This is a genomic window from Streptomyces sp. 35G-GA-8 (genome assembly GCF_023534745.1).
GTDB lineage: Bacteria > Actinomycetota > Actinomycetes > Streptomycetales > Streptomycetaceae > Streptomyces.
In genome coordinates this window covers 223,540-238,805 of sequence record NZ_JAMHJQ010000012.1, presented here as the reverse complement: position 1 = coordinate 238,805, position 15,266 = coordinate 223,540, and the positions used below count along the sequence as shown (strand labels likewise).

General features: G+C 70.6%; 8 protein-coding genes and 1 pseudogene. 4 read left to right on the top strand and 5 right to left on the bottom strand.

Features of this window, described 5'->3' with window-relative positions:
- The first annotated feature begins 12 nt into the window (after positions 1 to 12).
- The 4 genes and pseudogenes from M1203_RS27365 to M1203_RS27350 form a co-directional block, all read left to right on the top strand.
- Entirely contained in the window at positions 13 to 3,195 is a 3,183-nt protein-coding gene (locus M1203_RS27365; RefSeq protein ID WP_249952465.1) for a chondroitinase family polysaccharide lyase, read from the top strand.
- A 63-nt stretch (positions 3,196 to 3,258) separates the two neighbouring features.
- Complete coding sequence (locus M1203_RS27360) at positions 3,259 to 5,229, top strand: DUF5107 domain-containing protein (protein ID WP_249952464.1); 1,971 nt, start codon at positions 3,259 to 3,261, stop codon at positions 5,227 to 5,229.
- A gap of 366 nt (positions 5,230 to 5,595) precedes the next feature.
- A complete protein-coding gene (locus M1203_RS27355) occupies positions 5,596 to 5,859 on the top strand; it encodes a hypothetical protein (RefSeq protein ID WP_249952463.1) in 264 nt (87 codons plus the stop codon).
- 85 nt (positions 5,860 to 5,944) lie between these two features.
- A pseudogene (locus M1203_RS27350) lies at positions 5,945 to 6,037 on the top strand (IS5/IS1182 family transposase); the annotation flags it as partial.
- 43 nt (positions 6,038 to 6,080) lie between these two features.
- On the opposite strand, the gene M1203_RS27345 reads toward M1203_RS27350, so the two are convergent.
- Genes M1203_RS27345 through M1203_RS27325 form a run of 5 tightly spaced genes read right to left on the bottom strand, consistent with a single transcriptional unit; the run spans position 6,081 to position 15,144 of the window.
- Entirely contained in the window at positions 6,081 to 9,491 is a 3,411-nt protein-coding gene (locus M1203_RS27345; RefSeq protein WP_249952462.1) for a serine hydrolase, read from the bottom strand.
- Positions 9,488 to 10,489, bottom strand: a complete 1,002-nt coding sequence (locus M1203_RS27340) for an ABC transporter ATP-binding protein (protein ID WP_249952461.1) — start codon at positions 10,487 to 10,489, stop codon at positions 9,488 to 9,490. The genes M1203_RS27345 and M1203_RS27340 overlap by 4 nt, the downstream gene beginning before the upstream one ends.
- The gene (locus tag M1203_RS27335) at positions 10,486 to 12,465 is read right to left on the bottom strand and encodes a dipeptide/oligopeptide/nickel ABC transporter permease/ATP-binding protein (RefSeq protein ID WP_249952460.1); all 1,980 of its coding nucleotides are present in this window, start codon (positions 12,463 to 12,465) and stop codon (positions 10,486 to 10,488) included. The genes M1203_RS27340 and M1203_RS27335 overlap by 4 nt, the downstream gene beginning before the upstream one ends.
- A gap of 1 nt (position 12,466) precedes the next feature.
- Positions 12,467 to 13,489: an ABC transporter permease gene (locus M1203_RS27330; RefSeq protein ID WP_249952459.1), complete on the bottom strand. Its 1,023-nt coding sequence runs from the start codon at positions 13,487 to 13,489 to the stop codon at positions 12,467 to 12,469.
- Positions 13,489 to 15,144, bottom strand: coding sequence for an ABC transporter substrate-binding protein (locus tag M1203_RS27325; RefSeq protein ID WP_249952458.1), 1,656 nt, complete (start codon positions 15,142 to 15,144; stop codon positions 13,489 to 13,491). The genes M1203_RS27330 and M1203_RS27325 overlap by 1 nt, the downstream gene beginning before the upstream one ends.
- Positions 15,145 to 15,266 lie beyond the last annotated feature (122 nt).

Here is a 15,266-nt window from a genome sequence, read left to right as displayed (position 1 = left end):
GGAGAAACGACCGTGGAATCACCACAGCCCCTCGCGCCCTCGCGGCGCAGGCTGCTCGGCTACGCCGCCGCCACCGGGGCCCTCACCCTGCCCTTCCTGGGCGGCACGTCCCAAGCCGGTACCGCGTTCGACGCGGAAGGCACGGCGCCCCTGACATCCCTGGAGGAGCGTGCACTGGCCCTGCGGCCGCCCGCGTTCCTGCTCGAAAGCGCCGTCCCGCCGCAGTTCACGGCGGGCGCCGGGACCCGCCTGTCCATGAGCGACCACGTCTCGGTGTGTGGCGAGCACTCGCTGCGCTGGGACCACGGGGGGCGTTCCGTCATCACCGTCGACGGCGATCTGGCGTGGGCCCCGGACCCGTACAGGACGAAGCCCCTCGCGGACCAGGCGTGGCAGGGCACGGTCGACACCTTCTCCGTGTGGATCTACAACGAGGTGCCCGTCGAGGACGTTGTCCGCTTCGAGTTCGGACGCGGTGAACACACCGACTGCTGGTTCGAGTTCGGGCTCGGCTTCACCGGCTGGCGCACCGCCTGGGTGCGCTACGCGTACGACATGAGCGGCCGCCCGCGTCCGGATATGGACACCCTGCGGATCATCGCTCCGCGCCGGCCCGGCACCCTCTGGATCGATCAGCTCCTGCCCAACGTCGCCCTGCGCCCGGACGCCCCGTGCCGCGACGCCCAGGTGCCGACGATCGGGATCGAGGGCGACGAATGGGACCAGCAGCACTGGCAGGCCCTCTACCGCTTCGACTCCCTTCTCTCGCGGGCCGTGATCGACACCCCCCGACCCTCGGCGGCCGAAACCGAAAGCCTCCGGGGGGTGGTGACCCGCTATCACACCGACTACGCGGCGTCCTCGCCCCGGGTGGACGACGCCCATGTGGCGGCGCTCACCGCCCAGGCCGCGCCCCTGCTCGACGGGCGGCCCGTCTTCTCCTACCAGTCGCAGATCTATCCGCCGGCGATCGGCGCCGAGCTCAAGAACTTCGTCAACGCCATCAGCCTGACCGACTTCGCCGGCCATATGCGCCGCGTCGGCCAGGCATACGACGCCGCGGGCGTCACGCACCGGCCCGCGCTCGCGGAGCTCTACCTGCGCATGGTGCGACGCCTGCGCGACCAGGGGTGGGCCTATGGGAGCTGTCTCGGCACCATCCATCACGTCGGCTACGCGCTGGCCGGCTACTACGACTCGCTTCACCTCATGCGGGACGTACTGCGCGAGGCCGGACTCCTGGAGACCGTTCGCGCCGATCTGACCTGGCTCTGCGGCTTCGGACGGATCTTCCGAGGCTTCGACTTCCGCAACGGACACGGCTCGACCGCCGACATCATCAACACCACCGCCCGCGCCATGCTCGTCGTCGCGCTCCTCCAGGACGGGGAGGCACGCCAGGTCGCGTACCTCAAACTGCTGCGTGACTGGCTCGACCGCTATCTGCTGCCCACCGCCGGCATCCAGGACGGTCTCAAGCGCGACGGCACCACCTTCCACCACGTCGGCTTCTTCCCCGACTACGCGCGCGACGCGTTCAACGGCGTCTCACCGGTCCTGTACGTCCTCGCGGGCGGCGTCTTCCGGATCTCCGAGGAGGCACATGAGGCCGTCAAGCGGGCTGCCCTCACCCTCCGCGTCGTCGGCAACACCGTGCACTGGCCCATCTCGCTGAGCGGCCGCAACCCGAGCGGCACCACCGGAATGTCCCTTGGCGCCTTTCAATGGCTCACCATCGCCGGCACGCCGGACGGCGGCAGCGCCCTCGATCCGGAGGCCGGGGCGGCTTTCCTGCGCCTGATGCCCGCCGCACCGGACGCCGCGCAGAGGAAGATCGCGGCGCGTCTGGCCGGAGCGGGCATCACCGCGGAGGAAGCACCGTCCGGCGCCTGGGCGTACAACTACGCGGCACTCGTGGTGCAGAGGCGCGACAACTGGCAGATCACCGTGCGCGGCCACAACCGCTATCTGTGGTCCACCGAGATCTACGACGGATCGAACTGGTACGGCCGCTACAACACCTACGGCCAGATCCAGGTCCTGCACCGCGGCAGCCCTCAGGTCACCAACCTGGACAGCGGCTACAGCCCAGACGGCTACGACTGGAACCGCCGGCCGGGCACCACGACACTCCACAAGCCGTGGCCCCTGCTCAAGGCGGACCTCACCGGCACCATCGAGGAGATGCTGCTGACCGAGGAGGCGTTCGCCGGAGGCCACGTCCTCGACGGACACAACGGCATGTTCGCGATGCGGCTGCGCGAACATCCCAAGGACGAGGGCAGCCACCGCGCCCGCAAGTCCGTGTTCCTCTTCGAGAACCGTCTCGTCGCGCTCGGCACCGGCATCAGCAACGACGACGCCCGCCACGAGACGGAGACAACGCTCTTCCAGACCCGGCTGGCCGACACCTCCGCACCGACATGGTGGGACGCCGCAATGCCGGTGACCGCGTTCCCCTACGACAGCGACAGACAGCTCGCTCGGGCCGTCTGGCTGCTGGACGACAAGGAGATCGGCTACCACGTGCCCGCAGGGCAGCGTCTCGCGCTCACTCGGGCCACGCAGACCTCCCGCCACCAGGGCACGGACGCCGCGACGTCCGGGAACTTCGCCACGGCATGGCTGCGGCACGGGACGGCCCCGAAGAGTGGCACTTACGAGTACGCGATGGTGGTGGGCGCCACAGCGCAGTCCATGGCGGCGTTCACGGCCTCGACCGCGGATCCGGAGCGCGCCCCGTACACGGTGCGCCGGGCCGACGACACGGCGCACATCGTCACCGACCGCGCCACCGGTATCACCGGCTACGCCGTGTTCGAAGCCGTGAAGGAGCTGTCCGATCCCCTCGTGCGCGGTGTGGACACCCCGTCGATGCTGCTCACCCGCGACGAGGGACCGGACACACGTGTGGTGTCGGTGTGCGATCCCGACCTTCGGCTGTACAAGGGGCTTGACGCCGACCAGTACGAGAGGGGGCGGTACACCGGACGCTTCACCGCTTACTCCCGTCCCTGGCTGCGGAATTCCAGCGCACCGCACACGGTGAAGGTCACCTTGGAGGGAGGCTGGGAAGCGGCACCGGACGAAAACTGCGTCGCCGTACGCCAAGGAACCAGGACCGTTGTCTCCTTCCGTACCGTCGACGGCCGGCCCGTACAGGCGCGGCTGCGAAGTGTCACAGGCAGGGGGTAGCTCCTCGCCTTCGACTAAAGTGCGAACTAATCTCTTCGGGTCAGAAAGCTGGGGAAGCCCTGGATGAGTGAACTGCGTATAACCGACCTGACGATGCCCACCGCGGACCTCGGGCCGGTGAACCCGCTGCCGCCCCTGTTCTCCGGGATGGACAGCCACGTCGCGGGAATCGACGAAGCCGATGACGAGATGCGCCGCAACGTTGCCTATGGCCGCGTTCGAACCGTCCTTCCCTACCTCAAACAGGACGGCTACGGACGGCAGCACCGCCCGCGTGCCCACCGTGTCGCCGTGCTGGAGAACGAGACCCTGCGCGCCACCTTTCTCCTCGATGCCGGCGGGCGGCTGTGGTCCCTGGTCCACCGCCCCAGCGGCCGGGAGCTGCTCTTCCGCAACAGCGCCTTCCAACCAGGAAATCTCGCGCTTCGCGATGCCTGGGTGGCCGGGGGAGTGGAATGGAACTTCGGCACCATCGGTCACTCCACGACCACAGCCTCGCCGCTGCACGCCGTACGTGCTCAACGCCCTGACGGCACACCAGTCCTCCGGATGTACGAGTACGAACGCATCCGGCGGGCCGTCTTCCAGATCGACTGCTACCTGCCCGACGACTCGGAGGCGCTCTTGGTGCATGTCAGCCTCGTGAACCCCAACGACCACGAGGTGCCGGTGTACTGGTGGTCCAACATCGCCGTTCCGGAAACGGCTGACACCCGGGTCATCGCCCCGGCGGACCAGGCATGGCACTTCGCCTACGACAAGCGGCTGCGCCGCGTCCCCGTGCCGCACTATGCCGGTAGGGATCTCACCTACACCACCCGAGCTGCCGCGTCCGCCGACTACTTCTTTGAGCTCGACACCGAGCGCGGGCCCTGGATAGCGGCTCTCGACGGCGCCGGCCGAGGACTCGCACAGAGATCGACCAGACTCCTGACGGGGCGCAAGCTCTTCCACTGGGGCACGCACCGAGGTGGAAACCGCTGGCAGGAATGGCTCTCCGGCCCCGGCACGCACTATCTCGAAATCCAGGCGGGTCTCGCCCGCACCCAGCTCGAACACCTGGCCCTGCCCGCCAGAACCACCTGGTCCTGGACCGAGGCATACGGCCACGTGCACATCGATCCGACCGCCGCCCACAGCGATGACTGGCAGCAGGCACGCTCCGCCGCCGAAACGGGAGTGGACGCCCTGATCACCTCCGCACGAATCGAGCAGGAACTACAGGAAGCCGAAGACTGGACCACCGGACAACCCGCCGAGCTCCTTCACTCGGGCTCCGGCTGGGGTGCGCTTGAGCGCAACCGACGCGCCAAAAGCGGCGACGACTCACTGAACCTGCCTGCCACGCCCTTTCCGGACACCGGACTCGGACCCGAGCAAGAGCCCTGGCTCGCCCTGCTCAACGGAGGCCAACTGCCGCAGTGGGCCCCCACCTCGCCCCCGGCTTCCTACGAAGTCTCCCCGGAATGGGAGCCGCTGCTCGAACAGGCGGACGGATGGCTCTCCCGCCTCTGCCTCGGCGTCCTGAGAGCGGCCAGGGGAGACCTCGACGGCGCCGCGGACGCCTGGACCCGATCGGTCGAGGACACCCCCAACGCATGGGCCTGGCGCAACCTTGGAGCACTCGCGGCCCACCGCGAGCGGCTGCCTGCCGCCGTGGACGCCTATGCGCGGGCCAACGACCTGGCCCCCGACCAGCTTCCCCTCACACACGAGCTCGTGGGAATCCTGCTGCGTGCAGGCCGCGCCGACCTCGCACTTGAGCGCATCGACAGCTGTAGCGCAGACCAACGAGCGGATGGCCGCCTACGGATGCTGGAGGCGAGAGCAGCCCTCGAAACCGGTGACACCACCCGGTGCGGCCGCATCCTGGACGACGGCCTCGACGTCCCGAACCTGCGCGAAGGCGACACGTCACTGAGCGACTTGTGGCATGCCTGGCGGCGAGCCACCGCCGAGTCCGGGCCCATCCCGGATCCTTCCAGGACGCTGCCGCACCGGTACGACTTCGTCATGCGGCCCGAAAGCTCCTGAGCGCGCCTGGGTAACACCCCGACTGTCGAACGGTGCAACGGAGAAGACCTCTCATCCCGCGCCGATGCGAGCACCTGCGACTCCCACGGCCGAGAGAAGGGCCGCCGCCCAATGTACCGTCGCCGCAAAGGCGGTCCACCGGCACTGCCGGTCCGCCCCTCTCCCTCGCTCGCGCACACGGTACGCGGGTGATCCGTATGGGTGACTGACCCTGGACTGGAGATCACCCGTACTTGCAGGTCAGGACCGCACCGGCTGAAGGTTGGCCAAGAGGCCCCGGCGGGGCGGAGCTTGTATTGGGTGCACGTCGGCATGTGATGTGTGTTCCTGGGGACGGTCGGCGTCTCCACCACGCGGTCCCTGGAGATGACCCTCATGCGTACTTTCAAGCGTTCCTTTACGGTCGGTGCCCTCACGGTTCCGCTCATGCTGGGCTGTGCCGGAGTGGCGTCCGCTGAAGACGACCCCCGGCGGGGTGAGTTCACCGCCGGCCTGAACAATGACGGTGTTTCGGAGGCGAATGCCTTCGCCGGCGCCGACGGCATCGGGGGCGCCGACCTCTGGCTCACCAGGAACGGAGACGGGTCCTACTCCTTCGCCAGCGCGAGTGCCACCTGGGGGATGGGCTGAGCCCTTCGCGGCGGACGTGAGGACGCTGTCCCGCCGCGCCGAGCCCGGCACGTCGAGCCCGGCACGTCGAAGAGCGCCCCTCCACCAGCCCGGCCTGCGGCGATGGCTCCGCGGTAAACGCATCGGCGTCCGCGTCGCCCGCAAAGGCATCGAATCCAGCCAACGGTTAGGCCGGCGCTCCCCCTCCCACCCCCGGGAGAGAAGCGCCGGCCGCGTCCCGGTCAGGAGATCTTCGGGGCCGCCCGCACACCGAGGTGGAGGTACGGCTCTCCCGTCGGCAACGAGTAGAACGTCACCGGCGTCCAGATCCCCGAATCCGGCGCCCGATACGCGTACAGCATGTCGGAAACCGGTACCAGGTCGTACTCCTGTGTCGTCTCCGGCATCAGCTTGGCGATCGGCCCGGTGGTGATCTGGCGCAGGCGGAGCCTTCCGTCGGTCCGCAGGATCTCCGTGCGATACGTGGCCCGTTCGTATACGCCGAGATGACGTGTCGCGTCGACGGCCGGGGGCTCCGCGGGCGGGACGAGCGTGTGCGGCACGGTCACCCCGGCCAGTTCGGCGAAGATCTCCCGATACAAGTCCTCGTACAGGTCGCGGGTGCTGCCGCCGTTGGTGAGCAGCACCACCGCCAGGCCCTGCTCAGGGAGCAGCCGCAGGAACGCCGACTGGCCGATCGTGCCGCCGTCGTGGCCGATGACCTCGTGTCCGTCCCAGTCGAACCGGATCCAGCCCAGTCCCCACGAGTCGCCGATGCTGTGCTTGTCGGGCAGGTCGACCTGCTTTTCCGCCATCGCGTCCGCCGACGCCCGTGAGAGCAGCCGCTCGCCGTCCTTGGCGAGGCCACCGGTCAGATGGAGCCGGGCGAACGCCAGCAGATCCGCGGCCGCCGCCGTGATGAGCCCGGCCGGGCCCGCCGAGCGCTGCATCAGCCAGACGGGCGCCGGCTCCGGTTCCTCGCCGCCGGCGGAGACATGGCCGACCGCGGCGCGGAACAGCAGCGCCTCCTCGGGCAGGGTGACGGTGTGGGTGAGGCCGAGCGGGACGATCAGACGCTCGCGGAGTGCGGTGTCCCAGGTCTTGCCGGTCAGCTTCTCGATCACCCGGCCGGCGAGGGTGAATCCCGAGTTGCAGTACGAGAACGTCACGCCCAGCGGGTGGTTCTGCCCGACGTCCTTGAGCAAGTCGGTATAGCGCTCAAGGCAGTCGTCACCCCGCCCGGTGTCGGTGAACACGTCGCCGTCGATGCCGCTCGTGTGGGTGAGCAGGTGCCGCATGGTGACCTGCTTGGCCACGTCCCGGTCCGCGAGCCGCAGTTCGGGCAGGACGTCCGCGAGCGGCGCGTCGAGGTCGAGCAGGCCCTCGTCGACCAGTTGCATGACGACGGTCGTCGTCCACACCTTGGTGATCGAGCCGATCTGGAACAGCGTGTCGTCGGTGACCTCGACGCCGGTGTTCTTGTTCAGGACTCCGTAGCTCGCCTGTACGAGTTCGTCGGCACCACCGGCACCACCGGCACCGCCCACGCCACCGGCACTGCGCAGGCCGTCCGCGCCGAGCCGCAGAATGGCCAACGACGCGCCGGGGACACGGTGTTCGCGCGCCAGCTCACCCAGCCGCCGGCGCCAGCGCGCGGCGTCGATGGGGACGCGTGGCGCGCTCCCCTGGGCCCCCGCGTGCTGCTCCATCCACTCGACGACGCGGCGGTTGAAGTCCGCGCGGTGCGACGGCGGCCCGTTGAGGATGAACACGTGCGAGCCGCCGGGATAGAGCACCAGCCGGGTCGGCACGCCCCGCTCGCGCAGCGCGGTGAACCACTGTTCGGCCTGCCCGACGGGGCAGCGCACGTCGTCGGCTCCCTGGACGATCAGCGTGGGCGTACGCACCTGGTCGACGTGGCTGAGCGGTGACTGCGTCGCGTACCGCCCCTTCACCGCCCAGGGCTCGCCTCCCAGTTCACGGACGGCGATGTAGTGCCCGGCGTCGGACGTGCCCGCCATGCTCGTCAGGTCGCTGACCACCGCCCCGGCGACGGCGGCGGCGAAACGGTTGTCGCGGCTGGTCAGACAACAGGTCATGAATCCGCCGTAGCTGTAGCCGGTCACGGCCAGCCGCTCCGGGTCCGCGACGCCCTCGGCGACCAGCTGATCCAGCGGTTCGAGGAAGTCGGCGGCGTCGGCCTCGCCCCAGGCGCCGACCGCCGCCGTGCAGAACGCCTCGCCGTAGCCGTCGCTGCCGCGCGGGTTGAGCAGCAGGACCGTCCAGCCGCGCGCGGCCAGTACCTGGTGGTAGAGATGGGTGGCGTCGGCCGTACCGTTCCAGGCGTTGTGCGGGCCGCCGTGGATGTCCAGCAGCAGCGGGGAGGGACCGCCGCGCTCGGGGTCGCGCACCAGCCAGCCCTGTACGACCGTGCCGTCGGAGATGGTGAACTCGCGCTCCTCGCGGACGAACAGCTGAATGTCGGCGTTGCCCGCGCCGTGTCGCGTGAGGGCTTCCGCCCCTTTCCCCGCTCGGCTCACGGTCGCGATCTCGCCGTACGACGTCGGCGTCGCGAGGACGACCGCCACCGTGCCGCCCGCCACGGACAGACCGGCGATGGTGTCCCCGGCGCCGCCTGCCACATGCCGCGGCGTGTCAGCGGCATCACCCAGGGCATCCACCTCGTAGAGATGGGTGCAGCCCCTGTCGCGGACGCAGAACAGCACGCGTCCGTCGTCGGTGGGCCGGGGCAGCCCGCCGGGGTAACCGGGGCCGCCCGGCATCACGTTGCGGTCCAGGGGCGCCGTCAGGTCGACGGTGTCGCCCCCGTCCAGCGGTACCCGCAGCAGACCGGCGTGCCCGATCTCGGTGTCCCGGCGGCCGACGACCAGCAGCGCCGAGCCGTCGGTGGTCCAGCTGACCGAGGCAGCCACGCCCTCGCCGGAACCGGTCAGCCGCGGCGTCGCGGCGCGCTCCGCCGCGTCGACCACGTACGCCCCCGAGCGCGGCGTGAGGTCGGAGTCGGGGTCCGGCGCGGCCGGGAACGCCAGCCGGCCGCCGTCGGGCGACCAGGCGGGATCACCGGCGTGCCAGTCCCCCGAGGTGATCTGACGTATCTCCCCGGTGCCGATGTCGAGGACGTGCACATGGGTCCGTACGGTACGCAGCAGCCCGGCGCCGTCGGCCTTGAAGTCCAGCCGGTCGACCACCACCGGCGCCTTGGCGCGGCGCTCGCGGGCGTCGTCGTCCTCGCCGTCCTCCGCCGCCTGATCCGCCGGAGCGGTGAACGCGATCCGGGTGCCGTCCGGGCTCCAGACGGGTGCGCCCGCGCCGAGCGGCAGTGTGGTGACCTGCTCGGCCTCACCGCCCGCCGCGGGCAGGAGCCACAGCTGCGGCGCCGACTCCCGCGCCCGCAGGAAGGCGATCCGGCTGCCGTCGGGCGACCAGGCGGGGGCGGTGTCGGCCGTGCCGCGGGTCAGCTGCCGTGCCTCGCCGCCCGCGGCGAGGACCTGCCAGAGCGCGCACGCGTTCTTGTCCCGCGTACGGTCCGCCGTGCGCAGGACGTATACGATCCGACGGCCGTCCGGTGAGACCGCGGGCTGCTCGGGGAGTGCGAAGCCATACAGGTCGTCGATGCCCTGGCGTCGGGTCATAGCGGGCTGCCTCCTTTGGGTGGGGCGAGTTGTCCGGTGCCGCTTCCGGTGAAGTGGCAGGCCGCCCGGTGGCGACGGCGGATCGCGTCGTCGACCGGGTCGGTGGTGACGCAGACGGTGCGCTCGGGGTGCGCGAGCGGGCCGATCGAGCAGCGGAGGTGGTAGCGACAGCCCGTTGGTGGATGGTGCGGGTCGGGCGGGTCGATGTCGCGGAGGGCGCCCTCAGCGTCCCCTTCGTCGTCGAACAGGCCCATGTGCGCGGACGGCGCGGCGGCGAGCAGGTCGCGGGTGTAGGGGTGCCGCGGGTCATTGAGTACCTGCTCGGCGGGGCCCGCCTCCACAATGCGACCGAGGTACATGACGGCGACGATGTCGCTGACGTAGCGCACCACGGCGAGGTTGTGGGAGATGAACAGCATCGACAGGCTCAGCTGCCGCTGCACGGAACGGACCAGGTTGAGTACGGCGCCCTGCACCGAGACGTCCAGTGCGGAGGTGATCTCGTCGGCGATGAGCACCCGCGGCTGTCCGGCCAGCGCCCTTGCCAGTGCGACGCGTTGGCGCTGGCCGCCGGAGAGCTGCCGGGGCAGCACGGCGGCGCGGTCGGGGTCCAGGTTGACCAGGCCGAGCAGCCGGGCCACCTCGGCACGCCGGCCGGCCGGGCCTGGGTGCGCGGCGCGCGGCATGGCCTCGGTGATCGACTCGCCGATGCTCATGCGGGGGTCGAGGGAGGAGTACGGGTCCTGGAACACCATCTGGAGCGGTCGGCGCCTCGGCAGGCGGCGTATGTCGGTGCCGTCGAGCAGGACACGGCCCGAGCTGACCGGCGTCAGGCCGACCGCGGCCCGCGCCAGCGTCGACTTGCCCGAGCCCGACTCCCCGACCAGGCCGACCACTTGGCCGCTGGGGACGGTCAGGCTGACCCGGTCGACGGCGGTCAGGCCGCCGTGTCCGCCGCCGTAGCGCACGCTCACCGCGTCGAACACCAACTCGCTCATTCGTCCCCTCCGGCGGTGACGGTTTCCCGGCCGGACCGCGGGCCGGCGGTTTCAGGTACGTGCGGGTGCCAGCAGGCGACCCGGTGTCCCGGCCCGACCGGTACCGGCTCCGGGTCCTCCGCCGCGCACCGCTCCGTGGCCCGCTCGCACCGGGCCGCGAACGCGCAGCCCACCGGTATCCGGTCCGGCTCGGGTGGACGCCCGGGAATCACCGCCAGCGGCCTGTCGCGGTCGGTGTCCAGCTCGACGGTCGCGTCCAGCAGCGCGCGTGAGTACGGGTGTTGGGGCACGGTCGTCAGGTCGGCGGTCGGCAGGTCCTCCACGACGCGCCCGGCGTACATGACGAGGATCCGGTCGCAGGTCTGCCCGACGACCGCGATGTCGTGGCTGATCAGCAGGATCGCGGCGTTCTCGGTCTCCCGCGTCCGTGCCAGCAGGCGCAGCAACTGCCGCTGCACGGTGACGTCCAGCGCAGTCGTCGGTTCGTCGGCCACGATCAGCCGGGGCTGCCCCATCAGGCCCATGCCGATCATCGCGCGCTGCCGCATCCCGCCGGAGAACTCATGCGGGTACTGCCGTGCGCGTCGCTCGGCGGCGGGAATCCGCACCGCCCGCAGCCGGTCGACGGCTCGGGCGAGCGCCGGTCCCCGTGACAGGCCCTGGTGCTGTTCGGACACCTCCGCGAGTTGCCGCCCGGTCCGCAGGGTCGGGTTGAAGGAGGTCATCGGGTCCTGGAACACCATCGCGAGCGAGGTGCCGAGTACGCCGCGCAACTCCCGTTCCGGGGTCGTCAGCAGCGGCGTACCCGCGAACTCCAGCCGGTCCGCGGTCACCACACCCGGCGCCTCGATGAGGCGTGACACCGCCAGCGCGGTCAGGCTCTTGCCGGACCCGGACTCCCCGACGACGCCGATCGCCTCCCCGGCGCGGACGGTGAAGCTCACGCCGCGCACCGGCACCGTCCAGCCGGCCGGGCCGGGGAACGCCACCCGAAGGTTCTCGACCACCAGCAGCGGCTCCATGCCGGTCTTCTCGGCCGGCGCCGTACGGGCGGCCGGCACCGGCCGTTCCCGGATCCGCGCCGACGGCGTACGGACTCCGACGACCGCCGCGACGGTCTCGCCGACGAGGTTGAACGCCAGCCCGGCGAGCACCACCGCCACGCCCGGTGCCAGGGCGACCGCGGGGTTCACATAGAGCCCGTCCAGGCCCTCGCCGAGCAGCCGTCCCCAGTCGTAGGCGGGGGCCTGGACGCCGATGCCGAGGAACGAGAGCCCGGCGAACGCGAGCAGGGCGGTGCCGGCGCCGACGGTCGCGTTCACCACCAGCGGCTCGCCGATGTTGGGCAGGATGTGCCGTACCAGCAGCCGTATCCGGCCGACGCCGGCGACCCGGGCCGCCGACACGTAGTCCCGCGCCACCACGGAGGCGGCGAGCGTCTGTGCCAGCCGCGCGAACGCGGGCGCCATGGCGAACGCGATCGCGAACATCGCGCCGCGGGTGCCGACGCCGAAGATGACCGCGAAGAACAGCGCCAGCAGCAGACCGGGGAACGCCACCGCGATGTTCACCGCGGACGTCACCAGCCGGCCGGCCCGGCGCGGCAGCACCGTCGGCAGGGTTCCCAGGACCAGTCCGGCCATGACGCCGATGGCGGTGGCGGTCACCGCCAGTTCGACGGAAAGCCTGGTCGCCACCAGTGTGCGGTAGAAGATGTCGCGGCCGAGGGAGTCCGTGCCCAGCAGGTGTGCCCGGGAGGGGCCTTGGCCGATCGCGTCGGTGTCGATCGCGGCTGCCCTGTCGCCCCACAGGACCGGTGCCAGGACGGCCAGGAGGACCACGGCCGCCAGCAGGACGGCGGAGCACGCGCCGATCGGTGTGCGTACGGCCGCCGGCCAGCGTGCGGCTCGCTTTCGCGTTCCCGCCGCCGCTTCCGGCTCCGCCCTCCGCGGGCTCTCCGTCGTCTCAGCCGTCATCTCAGCTCTCCCGGATCGTCGAGCGCGGGTCGATCAGCGCCAGCAGCACATCGACCGTCAGATTCACCAGAAGTACCGCGATGCCGTACACGAGCACGATGCCCCGCACCAGCGGATAGTCCTTCTCCAGAATCGACGACACGATCGTCGAGCCCAGTCCCGGCCAGGCGAAGACGTTCTCCACCAGCACCGTGCCCGCGACCATCGAGGTGAACATCAGCCCGCCCAGGGTCAGCGCCGCGGTCAGCGCGTTCGGCAGCGCGTGCCGTAGGTACACCGCACGGGCCGGCAGCCGTTTCGCCCGCGCGGTGCGGATGAAGTCGGCGCCGAGGACCGAGAGCATCTCCACCCGTACGATCCGTGCCAGCACCGCCGCCGGGCCGACCGCCATTGCCACCACCGGCAGTACGTACGCGCTCGCGCCGTCGCCGCCGGCGACCGGGAACCAGCCCAGACGGACAGCGAACAGCGCGACCAGACCGACCGCGACCAGGAACTCGGGGACGGCGGCCAGGAGAACGCTCACCGAGGTGAAAGCCAGCTCGCCACCGCGCCGCCTGCCGCCCCGGGTCAGTACCGCGGACAGAACACCCACCGGGATCGCCACGACGACCACCACCGCGAACGCCAGGACCGCCAGCTCCAGCGTCGCGGGCAGCCGGTCGCCGATCACCTGCGAGACCGGCAGGTCACTCCCCATCGACATGCCGAAGTCACCGGTGAACAGACCGCCCAGATAGTGGCCGTACTGCACCCACACCGGGTCGTCCAGGCCCAGCGCCTGCCGCCGGGCCTCGACCAGTTCGGCGGGCGCGCTCAGCCCCAACGACGCCCGGACCGGGTCGCCCGGGACCAGCTGGATCATCAGGAACGCCGTGGTCACCAGCACCCACAGCGACACGACGAACCGGCCGAGCCGGCGCCGGGCGAACAGCAGCCAGGGGCTGCCCCGGACTCCGGCACGCGCGCCGGGCGCCACGGTCGTGGATGTCGCGGGAGCAGGTGCGGGGACGGTGGCCGCCATCAGGAATACATCCGGATGGATGTCGGGGTGATGCTGTCCTGGCTGAGCTCGAACCGCGCGCCGTTGCCGAAGTACGAGTTGACGGAGTTCATGTACGGCACCGCGTCGACCTCCTTGACCAGTGCCGTCTCGGCGGCGAGCCAGTCGGGACAGCTCGCTTCGCCGGTCTTCGTCATCGCCTCGCGCACCTTCGCCTCATACGTCGCGTTCTCGATGTGCGCGAAGTTCGTGCCCTGCGGCGGCTTCGGCCCCGAGAGGAACGCCACGACCTGGCTCGGCAGCGCGGAGCCCACCGGATTCATCGAGACGTCCCAGTCGCCGGTGTCGAACATCGCACGGCTGACACTGCTGCTGTCGGCGCTCTTCAGCGCGACATCGACGCCGATGTCCTGCCAAGTCTTCTGCACCAGCTCGGCGGTGGGCGCCGCCGTCGGCCCGAACTGGCTCCCGTAGATCACATCGAGGGCGAGCCGCTTGCCGTCCTTGGCGCGTACGCCGTCCGGGCCCGTGCGCCAACCGGCCGCGTCCAGCGCCGACTTGGCCGCGGCCGGGTCGTACGCGGGCAGATTGCCCGTCACGGAGTCGCCCGTACAGGACTTGGGTTCGGCGGTGACCATCCCGGTGGCCGGTTCGCCGTCCCCGCCCGTGAGGACCTTGCCGATCTTCGCCAGGTCGAGTGACTGGACCAGGGCGCGCCGGACGCCGTCGTCCGCGCTCACCCGGCCTTCGGCCTGGTTGAAGAACATCTCGCCCATGACGGAGAGATAGTCGATGTGGAACAACTTCCGGGCGGAGAGCCGTTTCTTGTCGGGCCCGTAGATCTCGGCCGCGTTGAGCTCGCCGGACAGCAACAGGTTCGACGCCGTGCTCGCGTTGGGGATCACGCGTATGATCGCGCGCTCGGGCAGCCCCGGCTGGTCCTTCTTCCACGCGCCCGGCCCCCATGTGTAATCCTTGCGCCGGGTGAGCGTGTAGTGGTCGTTGGGCACGGCGTCGGTGAGGCTGAACATCCCGGTACCGGCGCCGCCCTTGGCGAGCAGCGAACGGTCCTTGAGGCCCGCCGCGCACACGATCGGCAGGCTGCCCGCGTTACGGAGCAGGAACGCGTCCGGCGCACCGCTGGTGAGGGTGACGGTGCGGGTCGCGTCGTCGGCCGTCGCCTTCGTGCCCGGAGTGATGTTCAGGCCCGCTATCGGCGACTTGTTGGCCGGGTCGCCGACGAAGTTGATGTTCGCGGCGACATCCTTCGCGGTCAGCGGCGAGCCGTCGGCGCAGGTGATCCCGCTGCGCAGGGTGAAGGTGGCCTTGTCGGTCGTGACGGTCCACTTCTCGGCGAGTCCCGCCACCGGCTTCCCGTCCGGGTCGAGATGGAGCAGTGGGTCGTAGAGGTAACGGTCGACCTGCAGAGCGACCGATGTGACGGCCATGTGCGGGTCGAGAGTGCCGGGGTCGGAGGCGATCGCCTGGGTGAATGTCCTGCCGTTCACCGGCTTCCCGTTCGCGGTCCTGTCCTGGCCGGACTGCCCGCCCGCGCCGCACGCACTCGTCGTCAGAGCGACGGCGGTGACCGTGCCGATGAGTAAGGCCGCGCGCCTTGTCGAGCCCGCGTCGACGACCTTGCCGCCTCGGCGGCCCGGTTCGTTGAGTTTCGACATGCGCACCTCGTGATCTCTGAGAGGGAGAGCAGGCGATTCTGGGATGATACGACCGCTGCCGTCGCCACCGATTCGTGAGAAATGACGAGATCGGGGCGGATATTCATCGCGGCGGACGAACT

Excerpts from the sequence above, each read along its gene's own strand:
- M1203_RS27330 (WP_249952459.1), bottom strand. The coding sequence starts at position 13,489 with ATGGCGGCCACCGTCCCCGCACCTGCTCCCGCGACATCCACGACCGTG.
- M1203_RS27360 (WP_249952464.1), top strand. The coding sequence starts at position 3,259 with ATGAGTGAACTGCGTATAACCGACCTGACGATGCCCACCGCGGACCTC.
- M1203_RS27325 (WP_249952458.1), bottom strand. The coding sequence starts at position 15,144 with ATGTCGAAACTCAACGAACCGGGCCGCCGAGGCGGCAAGGTCGTCGAC.
- M1203_RS27340 (WP_249952461.1), bottom strand. The coding sequence starts at position 10,489 with ATGAGCGAGTTGGTGTTCGACGCGGTGAGCGTGCGCTACGGCGGCGGA.
- M1203_RS27345 (WP_249952462.1), bottom strand. The coding sequence starts at position 9,491 with ATGACCCGACGCCAGGGCATCGACGACCTGTATGGCTTCGCACTCCCC.
- M1203_RS27355 (WP_249952463.1), top strand. The coding sequence starts at position 5,596 with ATGACCCTCATGCGTACTTTCAAGCGTTCCTTTACGGTCGGTGCCCTC.
- M1203_RS27335 (WP_249952460.1), bottom strand. The coding sequence starts at position 12,465 with ATGACGGCTGAGACGACGGAGAGCCCGCGGAGGGCGGAGCCGGAAGCG.